The organism is Rhodocytophaga aerolata (assembly GCF_030503435.1).
GTDB classification, from domain to species: Bacteria; Bacteroidota; Bacteroidia; order Cytophagales; family 172606-1; genus Rhodocytophaga; species Rhodocytophaga aerolata.
Genome location: NZ_JAUKPO010000010.1, coordinates 24312 through 46749, shown reverse-complemented (window position 1 = coordinate 46749; position 22438 = coordinate 24312). Strand labels below are relative to the sequence as shown.

General features: G+C 42.9%; 15 protein-coding genes. 8 read left to right on the top strand and 7 right to left on the bottom strand.

Translation table 11 applies throughout. The features are described from left to right. Positions 1 to 12: 12 nt before the first annotated feature. Both Q0590_RS17665 and Q0590_RS17660 read right to left on the bottom strand, forming a co-directional pair. Positions 13 to 2538 carry a DUF5686 and carboxypeptidase regulatory-like domain-containing protein gene (locus Q0590_RS17665; protein WP_302038909.1) on the bottom strand — a complete coding sequence of 842 codons (2526 nt, stop codon included), beginning with the start codon at positions 2536 to 2538 and terminating at the stop codon, positions 13 to 15. 532 nt (positions 2539 to 3070) lie between these two features. Next, on the bottom strand, positions 3071 to 4192 hold the full coding sequence (locus Q0590_RS17660) for a glycoside hydrolase family 43 protein (protein ID WP_302038908.1): 1122 nt from the start codon (positions 4190 to 4192) through the stop codon (positions 3071 to 3073). Positions 4193 to 4491: 299 nt separating this feature from the next. On the opposite strand from Q0590_RS17660, the gene Q0590_RS17655 reads away from it, so the two are divergent. Together Q0590_RS17655 and Q0590_RS17650 are read left to right on the top strand one after the other, a co-directional pair. Beyond that, positions 4492 to 5523, top strand: coding sequence for a LacI family DNA-binding transcriptional regulator (locus Q0590_RS17655; protein ID WP_366970449.1), 1032 nt, complete (start codon positions 4492 to 4494; stop codon positions 5521 to 5523). 3 nt (positions 5524 to 5526) lie between these two features. Next, positions 5527 to 7710 (top strand): alpha-glucuronidase family glycosyl hydrolase, encoded by a 2184-nt coding sequence (locus tag Q0590_RS17650; RefSeq protein ID WP_302038907.1) that lies wholly within the window; start codon positions 5527 to 5529, stop codon positions 7708 to 7710. A gap of 6 nt (positions 7711 to 7716) precedes the next feature. Here Q0590_RS17650 and Q0590_RS17645 read toward each other — a convergent pair whose 3' ends face one another. The 3 genes from Q0590_RS17645 to gcvP all read right to left on the bottom strand — a co-directional run bounded on the left by Q0590_RS17645 (position 7717) and on the right by gcvP (position 12733). Continuing rightward, positions 7717 to 8802 carry a phosphotriesterase family protein gene (locus tag Q0590_RS17645; protein WP_302038906.1) on the bottom strand — a complete coding sequence of 362 codons (1086 nt, stop codon included), beginning with the start codon at positions 8800 to 8802 and terminating at the stop codon, positions 7717 to 7719. A 71-nt stretch (positions 8803 to 8873) separates the two neighbouring features. Continuing rightward, the gene (locus Q0590_RS17640; protein WP_302038905.1) at positions 8874 to 9674 is read right to left on the bottom strand and encodes a phosphatase PAP2 family protein; all 801 of its coding nucleotides are present in this window, start codon (positions 9672 to 9674) and stop codon (positions 8874 to 8876) included. Between the two features lie 146 nt (positions 9675 to 9820). Then, positions 9821 to 12733 (bottom strand): aminomethyl-transferring glycine dehydrogenase, encoded by a 2913-nt coding sequence (gene gcvP, locus Q0590_RS17635; RefSeq protein WP_302038904.1) that lies wholly within the window; start codon positions 12731 to 12733, stop codon positions 9821 to 9823. Between the two features lie 410 nt (positions 12734 to 13143). Here gcvP and Q0590_RS17630 point away from each other — a divergent pair, with 410 nt between their 5' ends. Both Q0590_RS17630 and Q0590_RS17625 read left to right on the top strand, forming a co-directional pair. After that, positions 13144 to 14742 (top strand): M28 family peptidase, encoded by a 1599-nt coding sequence (locus Q0590_RS17630; RefSeq protein ID WP_302038903.1) that lies wholly within the window; start codon positions 13144 to 13146, stop codon positions 14740 to 14742. A 34-nt stretch (positions 14743 to 14776) separates the two neighbouring features. Next, complete coding sequence (locus tag Q0590_RS17625) at positions 14777 to 16153, top strand: LutB/LldF family L-lactate oxidation iron-sulfur protein (protein WP_302038902.1); 1377 nt, start codon at positions 14777 to 14779, stop codon at positions 16151 to 16153. Between the two features lie 192 nt (positions 16154 to 16345). On the opposite strand, the gene Q0590_RS17620 is transcribed toward Q0590_RS17625, so the two are convergent. After that, positions 16346 to 16513 carry a hypothetical protein gene (locus Q0590_RS17620; protein ID WP_302038901.1) on the bottom strand — a complete coding sequence of 56 codons (168 nt, stop codon included), beginning with the start codon at positions 16511 to 16513 and terminating at the stop codon, positions 16346 to 16348. Between the two features lie 6 nt (positions 16514 to 16519). Here Q0590_RS17620 and Q0590_RS17615 point away from each other — a divergent pair, with 6 nt between their 5' ends. Beyond that, positions 16520 to 17761 carry an ABC transporter permease gene (locus Q0590_RS17615; protein ID WP_302038900.1) on the top strand — a complete coding sequence of 414 codons (1242 nt, stop codon included), beginning with the start codon at positions 16520 to 16522 and terminating at the stop codon, positions 17759 to 17761. Positions 17762 to 17793: 32 nt separating this feature from the next. Here Q0590_RS17615 and Q0590_RS17610 read toward each other — a convergent pair whose 3' ends face one another. Continuing rightward, entirely contained in the window at positions 17794 to 18462 is a 669-nt protein-coding gene (locus Q0590_RS17610; protein ID WP_302038899.1) for a MarR family winged helix-turn-helix transcriptional regulator, read from the bottom strand. A gap of 274 nt (positions 18463 to 18736) precedes the next feature. On the opposite strand from Q0590_RS17610, the gene Q0590_RS17605 reads away from it, so the two are divergent. The 3 genes from Q0590_RS17605 (at position 18737) to Q0590_RS17595 (ending at position 22303) form a co-directional block, all read left to right on the top strand. Further along, entirely contained in the window at positions 18737 to 18925 is a 189-nt protein-coding gene (locus Q0590_RS17605) for a hypothetical protein (RefSeq protein ID WP_302038898.1), read from the top strand. A gap of 93 nt (positions 18926 to 19018) precedes the next feature. Then, positions 19019 to 21463: a TonB-dependent receptor gene (locus Q0590_RS17600; protein ID WP_302038897.1), complete on the top strand. Its 2445-nt coding sequence runs from the start codon at positions 19019 to 19021 to the stop codon at positions 21461 to 21463. Positions 21464 to 21505: 42 nt separating this feature from the next. Then, positions 21506 to 22303: a porin family protein gene (locus Q0590_RS17595; protein WP_302038896.1), complete on the top strand. Its 798-nt coding sequence runs from the start codon at positions 21506 to 21508 to the stop codon at positions 22301 to 22303. Positions 22304 to 22438: the final 135 nt, after the last annotated feature.

Here is a 22438-nt window from a genome sequence, read left to right as displayed (position 1 = left end):
AAGTGCGGCATATCAGTAACTCCATTCCCTTTTCCAGGCGTCTATCACATCAAAAGAGATTTTGAAACCGGTGCGGGGCGGTAAATGGTTTGTTTGTGATAGTACTCCAAATACACCTAACCGTAAACGCCGTCTGGGCCCCATCTTAAATACCCGTTCAACTCCGCCAAACACCTCCTGGTACCGGTAGTTACTTTGTTTGATCCACATGGCACCGGCGCCGGCTACTGTGCGTATTTTGGTTTTTTTAATAAGGGGTATATTATTAATCATAGCCCCGTTGAAATGATGAATGTAATGTGCCTCCAGAAATAAGTCAGTGGCCGACATAGAGGTATCCAGCAGTTGGAAGGAGTGCAAAGGGTCAGAGTACAAATACGGGTCAGACTGCCGGAACCGTTTCAGGTCTACATATCTTAGATCGGCAGTATTGACAAATTTGCCAGCTGACAAAGTATACCTAGAGTTACCCAGTGTGCCCAGCAGCAGGTTTTGTTCAATAGATGCCTCCAGATAATCAAAATTAATATCACTGGTTAATACCTGGTTCCATCCCTTTCTATGCGCCAGGCTAAACGTAGGATACTTGCTGCCAAGTACTACTTTTTGAGTTGGTTCCGTCATAAAACGCTGCCCAGGGGTATAGGAAAGTTTAACCTGGCTGATAAGCGCCTGGTAACTGGTAAACTCCAAAGGTTCATCTTCATCTATTACCCGGTTAATAATGGAAGTGCGGTCATAGCCGGTTACCGGTAGTCTGTTGTGAAAGCCAAGTTCCGCACTTACATAAAATCCATTAAACAGTTCTATTCTATGAAATACGCTGGCATGCTCATGTAAAATATAATTGGAAATACGCAATTGATTCAGGTAGGCATCAAAGCTATTTACCGAATAAAAGTCGCGGCCAACCCGTACAGAAATATCACCCAAGCGGAGAGGATTATATCTGGTCCAGAAGCCAACATTGCCGGTCCAGTCCCTGTTTTTGAGTCCCATGCTAAACGAACCAGAGGTATGCAAAGCTCTGCCATTGTCGAATCTTCGAAAATAGGAAACATACGGACCTATGCGGAAACCGCCAATCACTTCAAACCCAATCAGGCTCAGTAGGGGAGAAATATATATATTGCGCTTGGTGGCTTCTTTGCGGAACCCAATTCCATGATACAAAACTTCGCCAAATGTAATCTTATTGAATTTTGCTTCTATAGAGTCAATGTATGCCTGTGTGCTGTGTGCTGCCGTTATACTATCTCTGTAAGAAATTACTTTTTGCTGCTCTTGGGTTAGGGGTTCTGTACGGGCTTTGTTCCAGTAGGTGGAATCTCTGGTATAGGCTTCTTTGGTAGTAACGGCTACTTCATTGCCAAAAAACTTTGCCGTAAACACATAATCTTTCTCATAGGCCGCATATACCCACACCGTATTCCCCTTAAAAACCTTTGAACCGCCTTTTGTCTGGTAGTCAAACTCCTGCCGGTAAGGTATCCATACATCTTTAGCTATTTCTTTATACGTCTGCCGGATAGTAAAAACATCGTAAAACTTCAGGCCGCCTTTATCCATCGTCAATTCCAGCCGGTTAATTTGCCAGGTGCTGTCGTTGATATACAGGTAGCCGCGGCAGGTGGCATCGCCTGTTTTGCGTGGGGTAACTTTAATTTTGTAAACAAAGCCACTGTCTTCCTTCACCATTTCTTCCAGTTTGTACTTATAGGAAAGAAAGGCAAATTTGCTTACCGGAGAAATCAGCGGCACTTCTGCAATCCCTTTCAAATGGACCAGGTTGTGGTAAAAGTTGAAATCCGACTCTCCAAACAACGGAATAAATAACCCTTCCTTTTTGCCATATATTTTGTATCCGGTGCGTTCTTCCTTGTACTGGTCGGGGTACTGATAGTTTAAGGTGAGTTGCATCTCTACCATATTAATCTTATCCATTTCTGCCTCCTCTTTTTTCTTGGCCTCTGCCAGGCCATCAGCGGGTGTAATTCCTTTGGATAAGTCCAGATTCTCTTCAGCTTCCCGTGCTTTCTTTCTCTTATCATCTACCGTTTCCATAGCCCGGACATACACATTAGCCCTGGCACTTTTGATCTGGGAAAGAAATTTCTCTTTGTTATCTATCACATGCTTAATAATTTCATAGGCAGGGTCTCTTTTCGTAGCTTTTACCACAATCTCATTCAACTGTGTACCCTCCGAACTAAGGCGGATATTCAGCTTCAACGGCTTGTCACCAATAATTACTTGTTCGGTTTTAGCCTGATAGCCTACCGATGAGTAAATAAATTGGTAGACTCCTACATCAATAGTCATGAAATAATAGCCTTTTTCATCGGCTGAAGTGCCAGTATTTAGTTCCCTGACAAATACATTGGCAAAAGGAACCGGTTCGTTGTTTTCATCGGTAATATACCCACTGATACTTTGAGCAAAGCTGGTTGGAGAAACAAGCACGAAAAGCAGCAAACCCGATACGATGCGGATGAAACAGGCCGGGTGCCGGAAACAGCAGGGTGGTGTGGGTGTCATAAAGTTGAACATGCAAACTGTACAGGAAAGCCCTGCACAGGAACTCTTCTCAGGTAAGATGACTTAATTTACACAGGCGTTGCATCCGGCAAGTAAACTTGCACTTCTTAGGTAAATATATAAAAGGATTGAATGGGTAGGTAGATTTTAACTTATTTTAACTAAAATCCCTCTCTCTTATCCTTATTTATATAGATCTATGCAATTGAACACCCTGTAAAGCAACCTACTCACTTGCTTTCTATGAAAGCTATCAGTCTGTTTCAGCATCCGGAATTAGTACAAGAAAAGTTATGCCAGCAATAGGGTGTTGATAGGAGGTACACCTATTTATCGTTCTTTCAGCAAACAGTTACCTGAAATTTACGCGTAAACCTGGTAGGTTTTAAAAACCTGCCAGGTTTCTACTTGGGTAAGCATTCATTGGTAAAGCTATAAGAAACGATATAGCTATACAATTCTTGGACATACCCTCCAGTATTATGAACGTAGGAGAGTAAAATTCATTATAGGGGAGTGCCTGATAATTAGCCTATTCTTCGTATGGATTAATCGTTTCAATGGTGCCGTCGGGCTGGTGGGTAAGTGGGGTTACTTTGATGTTCCGTAAATGCGTTTGTCCGCCAGAAAGCTCCGTATCATGGTAGAACAGATACCATTTTCCGTTAACTTCTACAATAGAATGATGGTTAGTCCAGCCAAGTACAGGGTTTAGAATTACACCTTTGTAAGTAAACGGCCCATACGGACTATCGCCAGTGGCATAGGCAATAAAATGCGTATCTCCGGTAGAGTAGGAGAAGTAATATTTGCCATTATATTTATGTAGCCAGGCTGCTTCAAAAAAACGGCGGTTGTTATCTCCGGCCAGTAACGGTTTTCCGGTAGAATCCACAATCTGTACGTTTTTGGGCTGCTCGGCAAACTGGAGCATATCCTGGCTAAGCCTGGCCACTTTGGCAGTTAATGCCGGCTGTTCTGCTGTAGGTTCGGTTCCGGTTGAATCATACTTGCCTGTACGCCAGCGTTGCAACTGGCCTCCCCAGATGCCGCCAAAGTACATATAAAATTTTCCATCGGTATCCTTAAATACAGCCGGGTCAATGCTAAAACTTCCTTTGATGGGAGCCGCTTCTGCTTTGAATGGACCAGTAGGAGAGGAACTAGTGGCAACACCGATACGGAACACATTATCTTTATCTTTGGCCGGGAAGTATAAATAGTATTTACCATTCTGAAAAGCAGCATCCGGAGCCCATAATTGCCTTTTTGCCCAGGGAACATCCTTAATATCCAATGCCACGCCATGGTCAGTTATATTTCCTTCCGGACTATCCATAGAAAAAACATGATAATCCTTCATATCAAAATGAGATCCTTCGTCATCCTGGGGTATACCTGATTCAATGTCATGCGAAGGATAGATATAGATTTTTCCATTAAACACATGCGCTGAAGGGTCCGCTGTATACACATCCCGGACCAAAGGTTTGGATAGGAAAGTCCGGGTAGGAGTTGCTTCTGCTTGTGTAGTTGTATCGGCTTGCTGAGATTCCGTGGTGCTTTCTTGTTCGCTGTTACTTTGGCAGGCAGCTACAATGGCTGTAAAACAAAGAAAATGGACTATTTTTCTAAGAGTGGTAACGAATGACATAGATATACTAAGTAAAAGAATTGAGTCAGCTTATTTTGAACAACCTACTTGAGCAAAATAGCAGGTTATAAGTTAAATAGGAAAATAAAAGTATGTAATAATAGTATTTAATGCAACCGATTGCGTAAAATTTTTTATATTTGTTTATGAGCAAATTACTTGTTCTAACAACAAATGAACTTGCTATAATTTGTACTAGCAAACTTGACCGGATTACTCCTCCAACACATTGCTACTAGCAATGAAAGTATAAGTGTCGTTCGCATCAGAGTATATAAATAAATGCGCCTATAATACCTATGAGTATTTCCAGAGAAGTTACAATTTATGACATTGCTAAAGAGTTGAATATCTCTGCTGCTACAGTTAGTAGAAGCCTGAAAAACCACCCGGCTATCAGTGATAAAACCAAACAGAAAATACTGGCTACGGCAAAAGAGATGGGTTACCGGTCTAACACATTTGCCCGTAACCTCCGCCGGCAGAAAACCAATACCCTTGGTGTAATCGTACCTAGGCTCAATAGTACCTTTATGTCAGAAGTAATAGCCGGTATGGAGAAAGTAGCTAATGAAGCTGGCTATAACCTTATTATTAGCCAGTCGCTGGAGATGATGAAAAAAGAAGCCATTAATGCAGCCACCATGTTTAATAACAGGGTAGATGGCTTACTGGTTTCGCTGGCTTACGACACCGACAGCATAGCTCATTTTGAGCCTTTTATTCAGAAGAATATCCCTTTACTTTTCTTCGACCGCATTTGTGACCAGCAACAGTATGCTGGCATTGTTATCAACAATTATCAGGCAGCCTATGAGATTACCGCTCACCTGATAGAGCAGGGATGCCAGAACCTTTTTCATATAACTGGTAACTTGTCCCGGAACGTATATGCCGACCGCTTCAACGGTTTCCGGCAAGCCTTAGCTGATCATCAGATAAACCATAGCCCGGAATATCTGCTGATAAACAATTTAAGTGCACAGGAAGGAAAAGCAACCGCCCATTTACTCCTACAAAAGAAGACATTGCCCGATGGTGTGTTTGTGGCCAACGATACCTGTGCAGTAGCCTGTATGCTAGAGTTAATGGAAAAGGGGATACGTATTCCGGAAGACATTGCCTTTACGGGATTCAATAATGACCCTATTTCCTGGGTAGTTAAACCCCAGCTGACTACAGTGCATTACAAAGGCTTTGATATGGGTGAAACAGCTGCGCAGACGTTAATTAACCGGTTGAATCATGGGCAAGAAGCCAGCAACCAGACCATTGTTTTACCCCATGAACTGATTAGCCGGCAATCTTCTCTTAAACACGCCACTTCCTGATCTATGAAGAATATACATAAAACTATCCATTTCACCATTCCAGGTTTCCTTTGTTTTATTGTCTGTATAATAATGGCTGTAAATGGCCAGGCAGAAGACGGATACCGGCTGTGGTTACGCTACGACAAAATTACCAATGCACAAGTATTAACCAGCTACAAAACATCTATAACTGAACTTGTACTTTTGGGTAATTCTCCTACCGTGACTGCCTCCAGAAAGGAGCTTCAAACAGGACTCAGCGGGCTGTTGGGGATTCAGTTGCCAGAAGCTACAACTGTAACCCGGGAGGGAGCTTTACTGATCGGAACACCTGAAAATTCACCGGTCATTGCTTCATTAAATTTAACTACATCACTACAAGCAATAGGGAAGGAAGGTTTTCTGATTCAGACGCTAAAGGTGCAGGGGAAAAATAGCACCGTTATTACGGCCAACAGCGAAGTAGGTGTATTATACGGAGTTTTTCATTTTCTAAAATTGCTCCAGACTCATCAGAATATACAAAAGCTGGCTATACAAAGCTCACCCAAGCTAACTCACCGGATTCTCAATCACTGGGATAACCTGGACCGCACCGTGGAAAGAGGCTATGCCGGCTTTTCTTTGTGGGAATGGCATAAACTACCAGGCTATATTGACCCCAGATATACCGATTATGCCCGGGCCAATGCTTCTATCGGGATCAATGGCACGGTGCTGACTAATGTAAATGCCAATGCGCTGGTAATTACGCCGGCATATTTAGAAAAAGTAAAAGCTCTAGCCGATGTTTTCCGGCCGTATGGCATAAAAGTATACCTCACGGCCCGCTTCAGTGCTCCTGTAGAAATTGGCGGATTAAAAACGGCCGATCCGCTGGACCCAGGGGTAAAAGCCTGGTGGAATGCAAAAGCAGATGAAATATACAAGTATGTGCCTGACTTCGGCGGATTTCTGGTAAAAGCCAATTCTGAAGGGCAGCCCGGACCGCAGAATTATGGCCGCAACCATGCCGACGGAGCCAATATGTTGGCAGATGCCCTGGCTCCATATGGCGGCATTGTGATGTGGCGGGCTTTTGTGTATGATAACAAAGTTCCCGACGACCGGGCTAAGCAGGCATATACTGAATTTGTCCCCTTAGATGGCAAGTTCCGGGATAATGTACTGGTGCAGGTAAAAAATGGCCCGGTAGACTTTCAGCCCCGTGAGCCCTTTCATCCGCTGTTTGGTGCCATGCCTAAGACACCGCTGATGGTGGAATTTCAGATTACGCAGGAATATCTTGGATTTTCTACCCACTTGGCTTACTTATCTACCCTCTTCGAAGAGTGCCTGGATTCCGATACCTATGCCAAAGGCCCAGGGTCTACAGTAGCTAAGGTAATTGATGGGAGTTTGCATGCTCATAAAATATCTGGTATGGCCGGCGTGGCTAACATCGGCACCGACCGCAACTGGACTGGCCATCCGTTCGGGCAAGCTAACTGGTACAGCTATGGCCGCCTGGCCTGGGACCCGTACGTATCTTCTGAAGCAATAGCCGATGAATGGATTAAAATGACCTTTAGCAACGAGGCCGCTGTGGTAAATCCTGTAAAGCAACTCATGCTCCATTCCAGAGAAGCCATTGTAAATTATATGATGCCCCTGGGCTTGCATCATCTATTTGGATGGGATCATCACTACGGGCCGGGACCCTGGATCAAAAATAAACCACGCGCCGACTGGACATCTGTGTATTACCATCAGGCGGATTCCCTGGGTATAGGCTTCAACCGTACAGTCAGCGGCAGTAATGCCTTGAGCCAGTATTTTCCTGTGGTAAGAGAAAAGTTTTCCAACCCCAAAACCTGTCCGGAAGAATACTTGCTCTGGTTTCATCACCTGCCCTGGGATTATACACTCAAGTCTGGTAAAAATTTATGGGAAGGGCTGGTACAGCATTATTATATGGGTGTAGATTCGGTACGGGGGATGCAGAAAACCTGGAACAGCCTGGAAGGTAAGATAGATGCAGACCGCTTTGCGCAGGTACAGCAGCTATTAAAAGTGCAGGAAAAGGAGGCAATTCTCTGGCGGAACTCCTGTGTGCTCTACTTCCAGACATTTTCCAGAAGACCTATTCCGGCTGGCTACGAAAAACCCGATAAGCCTTTAGAATATTATGAGAAGCTGGAGTATAAATTTGTTCCAGGTATCTGATCTGTCTTACACCTTCCGGACTATCAAAGTAAATGCTTTTGCCGGATTAATTACCGTCAGTTGCCTGATTTGTGCTTCCGTAAAACCGGCTGCTTTCATCATTGGGATAAAGGTGGTAAACAAGGTATCAAATGGCCGCTTGGAGTCAGCACCGCCAACCGGGAAAGAAGAACCATCGTGAGAGAGCAGCACCTGCTCCAGAAAACCTGCTTTTGTAAGTGCCTGCAAATACGATAAATGCTTCTCCAGGGTCTGGCTGCCTTGTTTTTTGCCGTTGCTATAGTGAAATGTTTTGATTCCATCCAGGGAAATCCAGGCGCCTTGAGAGGCAGCAGTAAGCAATTCTTTTATATCAGCCACATCATGGGCATGCACCCAGATCCAGGCTTGCGGACTTATGCCTGCGGTTTTGAGAATAGCCAGCTGCTCTTTTGCCGCTGTGGCGTTATTGGCTGTATGCACGGCAATAGTAAGGCCGGTAGCTGCATGGGTGAGGGCAGCAGCCTGTATGAGTTTACGGTCGGTAGAGGAAAGTGGGCCGGAATCTACCCCTGATTTGATGAATCCTGGTTTTATGCCTGTACCGGCTATCCCTTTTTCAAATTCCGTGATCCATCTTCGGGCAATCTGGTCAGCACTTTCTTTCTGGACAAAGTCCGGAACATACCGGTCGTTGGCAGCTCCGTAATAGCCGGTGTTGGTAATAATATGCACGCCGCTCGCCTGCGAAAGTTGCTTGAGCAAAGCCGCATCCCTGCCAAAATAGGCAGCTGTACAATCAACAATTGTCTGGCCGCCGAGTTCTTTAATATACTGCAAATAGGGAGTTACTTCTTGTATGGCTTCCTCACCTGAATATGCACCTGGTTCCAACGGATCAACTCCAAACCGGGAGAGGATATGTTCGTGTACCAGACAAATACCCATAGCCTGCGGTGAGATAGGACCCTGAACGGTCATTATTTTTTCATTAGCCTGGGTAAGTGAATTCCATGAGTTGGAGTAAAGCAGCGTAGGGGTGAGTAAATTGGCTGTTGCCAGCATTCCACAGTGTTGCAGAAATGTTCGGCGGCTCGTTTGGTTAAGAGGCATAAAGATAGAATAGGTGTTTCAAAGTACTACCTTTTACTTGAAAAGCCAATGAATCATTCATACAGCAATTTCTATTGTGGAATATTCCGCAGTTCTTTCTTATAGCTTAGCCATTCTATTACGGTTATACCCATAATCATCCAGGTAGCACCGAGTAAATAGCCACCTAACACATCGCTTAAAAAGTGTACGCCCAGGTAAATCCGGCTGAAGCCCACCAGCAATACTAATAATAGGCCCATTAAAAAGTATAGCAAACGTTGTTTCCGGCTATGGCTGTTCCGCATGAGAAAATAAGTAAGCATACCAAACAGCACCATAGCTGTAGTAGAGTGCCCACTTGGAAAAGAGAAGTTGGTTTCCTCGTAGAATCCCACATCTGCCGGGCGTACTCTGTGAAAAATAAGTTTTCCGTAGCGTACTGACAAACCAACGCCCAGTAATACCAGCCATAAAGCGACAAAATAGGTTTTACGTCCCTGTTTAAGCAGAATAATGGATACTAGTACGCCAATGATAATAGACCCTTTCTGAGAACCCAAATAAGAAATTAGGTAAAATACTTGGCCTACCATCTGATTCCGGGCTTTGTAAAGGAAATGAGTAACTTCCTGATCAATCACCACGATTGCTTCTGAATCAATTACATTTTCGGCTATTTCAGAAAAAGTAAGGATGTTGATAATAAACACACTCACCAGAATGGTTAGCGGAAAACCAGTAAATACATTTAAAGCAAAACGGTTGCGAATGAAGGTGTATGCTTGAGGATAATGACTTCTGAATTTTCTGAACCAGGTACTTTGAGCAACCCATTGATGGGCATTACTGAAAAATCGGGCCAGTATGTTTTTCTGTTGTGCTAAAGCCATGTGGCAGAAGTATAGGAAATAGAATAAATAGGATAAACGGAATTAAGAGATTCAGGTTAAACTGGCTTCAGTATCAATCTTCTCAACCTCCAATAAAAAAAGCCACTCATGTGAGTGGCTTTTAAATACATATAAAAGTTAGTAAGTTACAGGGCTGCTGCTTCTACCTGGCTTACGGCATACTCTTCTATGGGCAAACAACTACATACCAGATTCCGGTCGCCATAGGCATTATCTACCCGGCTAACAGATGGCCAGAATTTATTGGCTTTCACCCATTCCAGCGGGTAAACCGCTTTTTCGCGGCTATATGGCCGGTTCCAGCTATCAGATAAAGCTATTTTAGCTGTATGTGGGGCATGCTTTAAAACGTTATTTTGCTTGTCGAATTTGCCTTGTTCAATTTCCCGTATCTCTTCCCGTATGGCAATCATAGCTTCGCAGAAACGGTCCAGTTCTTCCTTTGGTTCGCTTTCAGTAGGTTCAATCATCAGCGTGCCGGCCACCGGGAAAGACACCGTAGGAGCATGGAATCCATAGTCCATTAGGCGTTTGGCGATGTCTTCTACTTCTACGCCATATTGTTTAAATGAACGGCAATCTACAATCATCTCATGCGCACAGCGGCCCTGGCTGCCTACATACAATACCGGATAATGTCCTTCCAGGCGGGCTTTAATATAGTTGGCATTCAGAATAGCCATTTCAGTAGCCCGCTTTAGCCCTTCTCCGCCCATCATAGAAATGTAGGCATAAGAAATAGGCAAAATACTGGCACTTCCCCAGGGAGCCGCAGATATAGCATGGATTGCTTTATCCCCTCCGGTTTTAATAACGGCATGGCCAGGTAAGAAAGGAGCCAGGTGCTTGGCTACACCTATTGGTCCCATGCCAGGGCCACCACCACCATGCGGTATACAAAAGGTTTTATGTAAATTCAGGTGGCACACATCTGCCCCGATCGTAGCGGGACTGGTTAAGCCTACTTGTGCATTCATATTAGCCCCATCCATATACACCTGTCCGCCATTTTCATGGATTAACCCGCAGATTTCCTGGATGCTTTCCTCAAATACGCCATGTGTAGAAGGATAGGTAACCATCAGGCACGACAGGTTATCTTTATATTTAGCAGCCTTCTCGCGTAGATCAGCCACATCAATATTACCTGTTGAATCTGTTTTAGTCACGACTACTTTCATGCCGGCCATTACCGCACTAGCAGGATTAGTACCATGTGCAGATGCAGGAATCAGGGCTACATCCCGGTGATGATCTCCTCTGCTCAGATGATATGCCCGGATTACCATTAACCCGGCATATTCTCCTTGTGCACCAGAGTTGGGTTGCAGGGAAACGGCTGCAAACCCGGTAACTTCACATAGCCATTTACTTAAATCAGCAAATATCTGCTGGTAGCCTTCTGTTTGCTCAACTGGTGCAAACGGATGGATATTCCCTATCTCTGGCCAAGTTACCGGAATCATTTCAGCTGTGGCATTCAACTTCATAGTACAACTGCCTAAGGGGATCATGGAATGAACCAATGACAAATCCTTATTTTCCAGTGACTTCAGGTAGCGCAGCATTTCATGTTCGGAATGGTGCTTGTTGAATACCGGATGTTGTAGATAAGCAGTTTTCCGAAGCAGGTTTTGCGGATAGTCTAGTGAAATATCCTCGGCTAATTCTTGAGTATCAAAGGGTAGTTGCTTACCTAATGCTTCAGCGATAACAAAAAACAGCTGTTCTACATCATCTATTCTGGTTACTTCATTCAATGAAATACCGATGTGAGCTGTATCGAAGTAGCGGAAGTTAATGTCATTATCTTCGGCCATTTTTTTTATGGCCTGTTGCTGCGGAATATCTTTTACGGCTACTTTAAGCGTATCAAAATATTGTTCATTTTCTATGGTAAACCCTAACTTTTGTAAACCTGTTGCCAGAAGTTTAGTTAAGCCATGTACCCGTTCGCCAATTCTACGTAAGCCTACCGGTCCGTGATATACGGCATAGCTGCTGGCCATAACTGATAACAAAACCTGGGCAGTACAAATATTGGAAGTAGCTTTTTCGCGGCGGATGTGTTGCTCGCGGGTTTGTAAAGCCATACGTAAAGCCCGGTTGCCCTGCGCATCTACCGAAACACCAATGATTCTACCTGGAATCAGGCGCTTATTCGCCTCGCGGGTAGCAAAAAAGGCGGCGTGTGGGCCCCCATAGCCCATAGGCACACCAAAGCGCTGGGCAGAGCCGATCACAACGTCTGCACCCATTTCTCCTGGAGGTGTTAATAAAGTCAGGCTTAGCAGGTCGGCCGCTACAGCCACCGTTATTTCCTGTTCGTGAGCGGCAGCAATCAACGCAGAGTAATCGTATACAGCCCCATCACTTCCGGGATATTGGAGCAGCAAACCAAATAAAGTAGTATCGGTGACATCTACTTTTGTATGGTTGCCCACTTTAATTTCTATACCTAATGGAATGGCGCGGGTACGCAAAATGTCTAATGTCTGGGGAAGTACCAGTTCCGAAACAAAGTAGACAGACGCTTCCTTGCGGTTGCCTTTTCTCAGAGCATGTTGCAGCGTCATGGCTTCGGCAGCCGCTGTACCTTCGTCTAGCAAAGAGGCGTTGGCTATCTCCATACCAGTCAGGTCTATGACCATGGTCTGATAATTAAGTAATGCTTCCAGGCGGCCCTGGGCTATTTCAGCTTGGTAAGGCGTGTAGGCTGTGTACCAGCCTGGATTTTCCATAATATTCCGCAGAATTACCGGCGGTACAAAACAATCATGATAGCCTAAGCCAATATAGGATTTGAAAACTTTGTTTTGACGGGCAATTTGCTTGAAGTCTTTCAGAAACTGAGCTTCTGTTTTTGCAGCCGGTATATTTAGTTTGTTTTTCAGGCGGATAGCTGGAGGAATAGTCTGTGAAATCAGCGAATCTACAGAATCTACGCCTATTTTCTGCAGCATTTCCGTTACTTGGGTTGTATCAGGCCCATTATGCCTGCTTTCGAAAGACTCCGAATAAGTTAAGTTAATCTTCATGTGAAAATAATGAGAGAAATAGCAATGTTAAAGGTAAAACAAGATGTGGGTGCTTAGTGTTCAATGAACAAGTAAGTAAGTGTACGAGGATATGGTTAATTGTACAAATATAGATAATTTGAAAATCTGCCGATTGGAAAAAATAAAATATACTTACAAGCCGCCAGATAATTCTGCCTGGGTTTGCACGTCTTTGGTGGCATAAATTATCCTGCTAAACTTGAATGAAATTTATTTCTTTCGTTGTTATTCCAGAGCTTTGCACATTAATTGTTAGATTGCTCTTCATACAAATAATAACCAATTAATTCTAGGAAATATATGAAATGGCCATCAGTTACCATATATGCGATGGGTTTAACTAAATAAGGACGCTTTATGTATCCATTAAAAATTAAATTTATATACACATGAAACATTTGCTTTGTGCGTTTTTGGTTTCCGGAATAGTCGTTCAGGGATTAGGGCAGCAACAGGCCTCCACAACCATTACAGATAAGTCTGCCGAGTATGCTGCTACCATTACTGCAGACGACCTATCCAGACATTTACATATTATCGCCTCTGATAGCCTGGAAGGAAGAGATACCGGAGAGAGAGGACAGAAAATGGCAGCAAACTATATTGCTACGCATTTTTTTAATTCGGGCCTGCAAGCCGTTGTAAATTCAGAGGAGAACTCTAAAAGTTTTTACCAGCCTTTTGAATTAGTTAGAAGAAGTTGGGGCCAAGTATATGTGGAAACAGGTACGAAGCGGCGTGAATTTTTGAAAGACTTTTATATTATTGGAAGCTTGAATTATCCGGGCCAGAAAGACATGGATGTGGTATTTGGCGGATACGGAATAGATGCACCCAATTATTCGGATTACAGCAAGATTGATGTAAAAGGCAAAGGCGTACTTGTATGGAGCGGCGAACCTGCCGGCAGAAAAGGCAAGTACCTTGTAACCGGAACCAGCGAAGCATCGGAATGGGCAACCAACTGGCGCAAAAAAGTAGCCACAGCTAAAGAAAAAGGAGCCGAACTGGTATTTGTTGTAACCGAAGATCAGAAAACGCTTGATAATACCATTAACCAGTATAAAGGCTATTTCTCTCATCCGACCTTAGGTTTCCGCGAGAATGGTGCAACCAACGATGGTACCGTGTTTATTTCTCCGGCAATGGCCGCTGAAATGCTGGGTGTAAGTGAACGACAACTCGAAAGGCAGCGCCGGCGGATTAGCCGCCGTGGTAAAAGCACAACCGACAGAGTAGATGCCGGGGCTATTTCTATACAAGCTCAGCGGAAAGAGGAAGCTGTCATCACTGAAAATGTACTGGGCTATATAGAAGGAACCGATAAAAAAGATGAACTCCTTGTAATTACAGCACACTACGACCATGAAGGAATAAAAGACGGCCAGATCTACAATGGAGCTGACGATGATGGTTCAGGCACAGTAGCTGTCCTGGAGATGGCAGAAGCATTTGCACAAGCAAAAAACGATGGATTTGCTCCCCGCAGAAGCATCTTGTTTATGACGGTAACCGCTGAGGAAAAAGGTCTTTTAGGCTCCGAGTATTACACAAAAAATCCAATATTCCCTTTACAAAACACGGTTGTGAACCTGAATATTGATATGATTGGAAGGGTAGATAAATCCCATGAAAACAATCCGGATTATATTTATGTCATTGGGGCTGACAAGCTTTCCAGCGAGCTGCACAAGATCAATGAAGAGGCAAATGCGAAATATACCAAACTAGATCTGGATTATACGTATAACGACCCAAATGACCCGAACCGCTTCTACTACCGCTCAGACCATTATAATTTTGCCAAAAACCGTATCCCGGTAGCTTTCTTCTTCAATGGGGTACATGACGATTACCATAGACCTACCGATGATGTGGAAAAGATCAATTTTCAGAAAATGGAAAAAATTACCCGGCTGGTATTTCATACTGCCTGGGAACTGGCAAACCGCGAACAGCGCATTGTAGTAGACAGCAATAAACAATAAAAGAGCATAGTAAATCAGTTTATAAAACCACGATATGAAAACCGCCGAAATTTTTCAGACCGCTGCCGAGAACAAAGCCTTTGATTTGAAACACCGCACGACCATTAATTTTAATATTGGTAAATACAATGCAGCTGTTAAATTAGGTTTAGGCCAGTACACCGATCATGAACTGGCCCGCAGCCGGGCATCGTATATTAAAACACAGAGTGTTGAAAATCTGGACAAATACCTGTTGCAGTTCGAAGAAAATTTCACGAAAAGAGGAGGGAAGGTAATCTGGGCCGAAACAAAAGAGGAAGCTATCAAAGAAATACTAGCCATTTTCGAAAAGAAAAAAGCCCGTATGGTAGTCAAATCCAAATCCATGACAACCGAAGAAATTCATTTAAATGAACATTTGGAGCAGAATGGGATTGAAGCGGTGGAAACGGATTTAGGCGAATATATTGTTCAGCTGGCAGGGCAGCGGCCATATCATATTGTAACGCCTGCCATGCACCTATCCAAAAAAGATATTTCTGAAATATTTTTTACAAAGCTCAAAACTGCCCGCACCGACGATGCCCAGGAACTTACCATGATTGCCCGCCGTTTGCTGAGGGAGAAATATACAGAAGCCGGAATCGGTATCACCGGGGGTAATTTTATTGTAGCAGATGTAGGGGGGATAGCCCTTACTGAAAATGAGGGCAATGCCAGGTTGACTGTTTCTTTCCCTAAAACTCATATTGCCATTATCGGCATTGAGAAGGTAATTCCCAGCATTCATGATTTAGATTTGTTCTGGCCCTTGCTGGCGACTAGTGGTACTGGGCAGCAGGTAACTAACTACAGTTCTGTGGTTACCGGACCCAGGCAAAAAGATGAAACGGATGGCCCTGAGGAAATGTATGTAATACTATTGGACAACGGCCGGACTAACCTGCTGAATGAGCCAGATAAACGCCAGGCACTGAATTGTATCCGTTGTGGGGCTTGCCTCAATGCTTGTCCAGTATATAAAAATATTGGAGGGCATACCTATGATACTACTTACAGTGGCCCTATCGGATCGGTTATTACACCGCATCTAGCAGGCATGAAAGAATATAAGCATTTGAGCTATGCTAGTTCTTTATGTGGTAATTGCAGTGCTGTATGTCCGGTACGCATAGACATACATAATTTATTATTATTGAACAGACGCCAAAGTGTAGAAGAAGGCTTACATGATAAATCAGAAGCTGTTGGCTTTAAAATGTGGGCAAAAGCAATGAAAAGCAGGAGATTGATGAATTTGGCGGGTGCTGGCTTTAAGAATTTAGCGTTGAAGGTTCTCTTTAAAGATACCTGGGGAAGACGGCGGGTTACGCCAGTCTTACCCCCAAGATCCTTCAACCAGCTATGGAAAGAAAAACGTAATAAATAATCTTTGTTCAACCAGCTCTAAAGATTACTATCGTTATTCTTACGATGTAAAAATAGTACATTAAAATGGTTGCTTTCAGATTTATTAGATGAAAATAGGTATTCTTTAGATAAAAACAAATAATTCTAGGATAAAATACATTCCAGTACAAAATAGCTAGCTACTTAATCTACCGTTCAACCTTTCAGAGGCTTATTCATCAAAGTTTAATTGATAAAACTCAATGATTTTACTATTTTCATCAAACAAAAAGTAGCTACTATAGCGGCTTCTGGTAGCCGCTGTGTCTGGTGAATTTTGCAAGAACCAGGTAAGTTTTGCCTTCTTGCTTAGCCGGTAAAAAATAGCAACTGCCATCATCTGATCATGATCTATATACAGTTAATTTTTGAAAGTTTCCGATTTGCTTTGCAGGCCTTAAAAAGTAATTTGCTGCGCACAATATTGTCTTTGCTAGGGGTAACGGTTGGGATATTTGCCATTATTGCTGTATTTACCATTATTGATTCATTAGAGAGGAATATCCGGCAGAGCATGGCCTTCCTGGGCGATAAAGTAATTTACGTGCAGAAGTTTCCCTGGTCTTTTGGGCCTAATTACCCCTGGTGGAAATACGTGAACCGGCCGGTACCTGGTATCCGCGATTACCGGTTTTTGCAACGGAATCTGGAAATGCAGCGGGGGGTTGCCATATTTGATGGAAAAGGAGGGGTCACACTGAAAAATCAAAACAACAGCCTGGAAGGAGGGAATGTATGGGGAGTTTCCTACGATTACAACATCATCACTGAAATGAAAATTGTAAATGGCCGGTATTTTACCGGGCAGGAAGCCGATGCCGCAAGAGATGTAACCATTATTGGCAATAATATAGCTGAGTCTTTATTCCCTAACCAGGACCCTATCGGTAAAACGTTAAAAATTAAAGGGCTGCGTTTTTCGGTAGTTGGTGTAATAGAAAAACAAGGCAACAGCATCCTGGGTGGCCCGGATATGGACAATACATGTTTTGTACCGTATGGGGTATTCAGCAAGATGTATACGACGAAATGGTCACAGCCGGTGATCGCTATAAAAGGTCTGGAAAATGATGAAGGTTTAATTGAGTTGGAATCTGAAATTACCGGATTAATGCGCTCAATCCGGGGATTGAAACCTGCTCAGGAAGATAATTTTGCCTTAAACAGGCCTGAAATGGCCGGAAATGCCATAACTTCTGTATTTGGGGTATTAACCGTGGCAGGTGGCGTAATTAGTATTTTCTCAATTTTAGTTGGCGGCTTTGGTATTGCCAATATTATGTTTGTGTCTGTAAAAGAAAGAACCAATATTATTGGTATTCAAAAATCGCTGGGAGCCAAAAATTACTTTATTCTTTTTCAATTTTTATTCGAAGCTGTTTTTCTGTGCCTATTTGGCGGAGGTGTTGGCATTCTGATTGTTTACTTGTTAACATTTATCCCACTAGGCAGTCTGGAAATAATATTGTCTTTCAAAAATATATTGATAGGCCTCATTTTAGCCAGTATTATCGGAATCATTTCTGGTATTGTGCCTGCCTTTGTAGCTTCCCGCCTAGACCCGGTTATTGCCATCCGTTCTAAGTAATGGTAGGTAATATGTTAGGTATAGCAAGTCTATCAGGTATTGTATTTATCCGGTAGTCTTTCTTTTAGTATGTCTTCCGGATGCTGGTAGCGGCTTTCCTGATAGATATTCTGATGAAACAGATGTAGTTTGTTGAGTAGATAAACCAGTTGCATTTTTTCTTCCGTTGTCAGATTTCCTGAAATCAGAGAAGCTACATACCCCATGCTGGGAAAAATTCCCATCAATACTTGTTGCCCTTTTTGCGTTACTACCAATCTTTTGCTGCGCTTATCTGTTTCGTCATCGTATTGCTCTATTAAGCCATTTTTCAGTAAACGCTTGAGTATTTCCATACCAGTTGTTTTCTCCTGCATATGAGATTCAATCACTTCCATTTTAGTCATACTACCCCGGCTAAATACGATAGCCAAGTAAGTAAAATCATCAGGCGTTATCAGAGGGGTATTTTCCAGGCTTTTTTTGCTGTAGATACGGGCATAGCGGTAGAGGAAAGTAATAAGTTTTCCCAGAACAGACTCTACGGTTTCATAAGGTGTAATAAGTCGTCCAGCCATTTTAGTATCGCCTGGCTTTTTTTGCATCAGTTGACCATTTAACCAGGCAGTGAAATCCACCAGATTTTGCGATGAGTTTTCAGGGTTTTCGGATTCGTATTGCTCAGCGAGTTCTATTAATTGTTTCACTAATGTATATTTCATTGTATGCTTTTCCTCGTATGTTTTTAAACTGTAAAGTAAGGCAGGTAAGTTTTGCCCTACACCACAAAAAAATTCTATATATAAATCGTATTTTATTGTTATATTTTATATATATTAGTATAATATAGTATTATATATAAAAATTGATTTATAAAATATATACCTAATTCGCAGATTGCTTGTATTATAGAAAACCTATTTTAAGCATATATCCGCTTATTCTTTGTAGATAAGCTAAAAAAACGTCAATTGTTTACAGTTTACCAAACTATTTATGCCTATCCAGCACAATGAATCTGAAATATTTAGTTCAAAGACACCTGTTACAGCAAATCATCCTTCTTATTTGCAAAGAGTAGATTTATTTAGTTTAGCTCTTTTTGGATGCTGTACTACAGTTGAAAAAGAATACATGATAGAAATAATTAAACGTGCCTTGGATAGGCAAAAAAACGACAAGTAAAAACCCTGCGCCTAAAGATATTTTTTATAAACAATTGAGACGATTAGCTGTTATTAGATAATATTTGAAAAAAATATTACGATAACATACTATATGAGACAATTTTTTACAATTATCCTCCTTCTATGTAGCGGATTAGTACTCGCACAAAATAAAGGCAGGTTAACAGGTATCGTCAGAGATAGAAATACGCAAGAACTACTCATTGGCGTATCGCTTCAACTGGAAGGCACCAATCCACCCATTGGCTCGGCCACCGATGCTGAGGGAAGATTCCGTATAGATAACATTCCCACTGGAAGCTACAATATAAAAGCCTCATATATCGGATATGCCCCTTTAACAAAATTCAATATCGTCATTACGTCGGGTAATGCCACCACTCTCAATTTTGAATTAGAACCAGAAGAAACTCAGCTGGATGAAGTTACTGTTACTTTTAATAAATCTGTTCGGGTAGCAACACCGGAAACTCCCTTGTCTATTCAGAACTTATCTAGTGAAGAGATTAAGAGTAATCCCGGAGGAAACTTTGATATTTCCAGAGTGGTACAGGCATTGCCGGGCGTAGGTGGAAGCGGAGGAACCGGCTCGGGTTTCCGGAATGATATTATTATCCGGGGAGGTGCGCCTAATGAAAATGTGTATTACCTGGATGGCATAGAAATACCAGTTATTAATCATTTCTCTACGCAGGGCAGTGCCGGGGGGCCGCAAGGTATCCTGAATGTATCGTTTATTGAAGATGTTACCCTCAGTTCCAGTGCTTTTGATGCCAGGTTTGACAATGCCCTGGCTTCTGTTTTTCAGTTTAAACAACGCGAAGGGAATCCAGACCGCTACCAGGGTAATTTACGCTTAAGTGCTACAGAACTGGCTGCTACGGTAGAAGGTCCGGCCGGGCCAAAAACTACGTTTCTGGCCTCTGCCCGCCGCTCATACCTGCAATTGCTTTTTCAGGTTATTGATTTGCCTATACGTCCCAATTACTGGGATTTTCAATATAAGGTAACTCACAAGTTTAGCAATAAAACTACCTTGACAGCCATCGGAATTGGCGCTATTGATGAATTTAAATTTGCGGTACCCAAAGAAAGCACTCCTGAAAAAGAATACGCCATCCGGTCTAATCCGTTGATTAATCAATGGAACTATACAGTGGGTTTTGGCCTGAAACACCTGATCAGGAATGGGTTTATTAATGTAGCGCTGAGCCGGAATATGTTCGATAATAGCCTGGACAGGTTTGAAGATGCCCAAGAGGAAGATGAGAGCCGCCGCTTACTAAAAAGCCGGTCGCAGGAGATTGAAAATAAGCTTCGGGTAGATGTAAACAAATTTACCGGCGGATGGAAATATTCATTCGGAGGGGTAGGGCAATATGTAAAATATTCTAATGACCTGTTCAGCAAAATCCGCAGAGAAATAACCGATGAAAATGGGCAAGTGATCCAGCCAGGTATAGCTATAAACTTTAATACAGGTATTGATTTTTTCCGGTTTGGCGTTTTTGGCCAGGTATCCAGAAGTTTTTTGCAAGACCGGCTGAACCTCTCGTTTGGCATTCGGTCTGATATGAACTCTTTTACATCCACTGGCCTGAATCCAGTTGAGACACTATCACCCAGGGTATCGGCTTCTTATGCCGTGTCTGACCGCTGGAAACTGAATGCATCCATTGGGCGGTACTATAAAACGCCTATTTATACGATTCTCGGCTATCAGGACGCGGCCGGAAATTATGTAAATAAAGACAGTAAATACATTCTCTCAGACCATTATGTAGCCGGGCTTGAGTATTTACCTACCACTTCTACCCGCTTTACGCTGGAAGGCTTTTATAAACAATATGGAAATTATCCGGTATCTGTACGGGATGGTATTTCCCTGGCAAACCAGGGTACAGAATTCGGAGCTATTGGAAATGAGGAAGTGGCAAGCCTGGGCAAAGGACGGGCTTATGGACTGGAGTTTTTCTTTCAGCAAAAGCTTACGAAAAATTTATTTGCTGTGTTTTCTTACACCTTCGTCCGCAGTGAATTTACCGGATTAGATGCTTCCAAGTATATTCCTTCTGCCTGGGATAACCGCCACCTGGTATCTGCTATTTTGGGCTATAAATTGGGCCGGGGATGGGAAGTAGGCGCCAAGTACCGCTTTGCCGGCGGAGCCCCCTATACTCCGTTTGACTTACAAGCTTCCCAGCTAAACTATGCTTCTTTAGGAAGTGGTATTCTGGACTATAGCCGCCTGAATACGGAACGGCTCAAAGCCTTTAACCAGTTCGACTTCCGTATAGATAAGAAATGGAATTTTAAAAGACTTACTTTAGACCTATACCTGGATGTACAGAATGCATTTCTGGTAGTTGGACCGGCGTTGCCTCAATATACATTCACACGTACCGAAGATAATACTGGTTTTGCCACTACGGATGGCTTGCCCTTGCAGAGCAACGGCTCTAATGCTATTCCGTTAATTTTAGATAATGAAGATGCTACCGTGCTGCCTACGCTAGGCTTCATTCTGGAATTTTAACGACCATTTCTGTTGATTTTTCAACCAATTATAAAACCATCTATGAAGAAAGAAAAAGTAAACCACCTATTGACAAACCATGCAAAAAGAATTTTAGGTATGTTGGCATTTTTCCTGGTGTGCCATCAGGGCATGGCTCAAACTACATTCGTACTGGACGTAGAAACCGGAGCCGCATTTAAAGGTCCTTATAATGAAATACGCGTTCCGGGCAATGGGGGCACAACCTTCGATGTGTTTGGTCCTGGATTTACTACCAACCCGAAATGGTTTTACCGGCTCAGAGCAGGTATTACCCTGAATGAACGGCATACCATTACCGGACTTTTTGCACCACTCACCATCGAGTCAGTATCTAATGGAAATCCAGGCCAACCAATTAGCTTCCAGGGTACAACATTCGAAAATACCAGAGATCTGAAGGTGCAGTATACATTCAATTCATACCGCTTGACTTACCGGTATAATTTTATCAGAAAAGAAAAACTTCTGATAGGAGCCGGTATTACAGCCAAGATACGCGATGCCAGCATTATCCTGGATAATGGACAAGCAAAAGCAGAAAGAGCTAATGTAGGTCCGGTGCCTTTGATTAATTTATATGTGAACTGGCTCCCAACTAAGCGGTTTGGACTGCTGCTGGAAGGAGATGGGTTGGCCTTGCCGCCTTTTACGGAAGGCCGTGCCTTTGATATTTTTGGAGGCATTCATCTTCCTTTTACAGATCAATTGTCGCTTAAAGCAGGCTACCGTGTTTTGGAAGGGGGCGTAAATATAGAAAGTAACTACAATTTCAACTGGATTAACTTTGCTTCTGTTGGCGTTACCTGGGGACTCTAATTACCTGGATAGTTAGTAAACATTGAACAATTTTGCAGCTATATATAGTAGCCAAACAACAAGGCCAACTGGCTTTGTTGTTTGGCTAAGCAGGGGTATAAAAATGCCGTAGAAAGCATAACCCTTTGAGATAAT

What these genes read in the sequence shown, in the direction of transcription:
- Q0590_RS17660 (WP_302038908.1), bottom strand. Translation starts at nt 4,192, where the DNA reads ATGTCATTCGTTACCACTCTTAGAAAAATAGTCCATTTTCTTTGTTTT.
- Q0590_RS17665 (WP_302038909.1), bottom strand. Translation starts at nt 2,538, where the DNA reads ATGACACCCACACCACCCTGCTGTTTCCGGCACCCGGCCTGTTTCATC.
- Q0590_RS17640 (WP_302038905.1), bottom strand. Translation starts at nt 9,674, where the DNA reads ATGGCTTTAGCACAACAGAAAAACATACTGGCCCGATTTTTCAGTAAT.
- Q0590_RS17595 (WP_302038896.1), top strand. Translation starts at nt 21,506, where the DNA reads ATGAAGAAAGAAAAAGTAAACCACCTATTGACAAACCATGCAAAAAGA.
- Q0590_RS17650 (WP_302038907.1), top strand. Translation starts at nt 5,527, where the DNA reads ATGAAGAATATACATAAAACTATCCATTTCACCATTCCAGGTTTCCTT.
- Q0590_RS17630 (WP_302038903.1), top strand. Translation starts at nt 13,144, where the DNA reads ATGAAACATTTGCTTTGTGCGTTTTTGGTTTCCGGAATAGTCGTTCAG.
- Q0590_RS17620 (WP_302038901.1), bottom strand. Translation starts at nt 16,513, where the DNA reads ATGATGGCAGTTGCTATTTTTTACCGGCTAAGCAAGAAGGCAAAACTT.
- Q0590_RS17645 (WP_302038906.1), bottom strand. Translation starts at nt 8,802, where the DNA reads ATGCCTCTTAACCAAACGAGCCGCCGAACATTTCTGCAACACTGTGGA.
- Q0590_RS17605 (WP_302038898.1), top strand. Translation starts at nt 18,737, where the DNA reads ATGCCTATCCAGCACAATGAATCTGAAATATTTAGTTCAAAGACACCT.
- Q0590_RS17625 (WP_302038902.1), top strand. Translation starts at nt 14,777, where the DNA reads ATGAAAACCGCCGAAATTTTTCAGACCGCTGCCGAGAACAAAGCCTTT.
- Q0590_RS17655 (WP_366970449.1), top strand. Translation starts at nt 4,492, where the DNA reads ATGAGTATTTCCAGAGAAGTTACAATTTATGACATTGCTAAAGAGTTG.
- Q0590_RS17600 (WP_302038897.1), top strand. Translation starts at nt 19,019, where the DNA reads ATGAGACAATTTTTTACAATTATCCTCCTTCTATGTAGCGGATTAGTA.
- gcvP (WP_302038904.1), bottom strand. Translation starts at nt 12,733, where the DNA reads ATGAAGATTAACTTAACTTATTCGGAGTCTTTCGAAAGCAGGCATAAT.
- Q0590_RS17610 (WP_302038899.1), bottom strand. Translation starts at nt 18,462, where the DNA reads ATGAAATATACATTAGTGAAACAATTAATAGAACTCGCTGAGCAATAC.
- Q0590_RS17615 (WP_302038900.1), top strand. Translation starts at nt 16,520, where the DNA reads ATGATCTATATACAGTTAATTTTTGAAAGTTTCCGATTTGCTTTGCAG.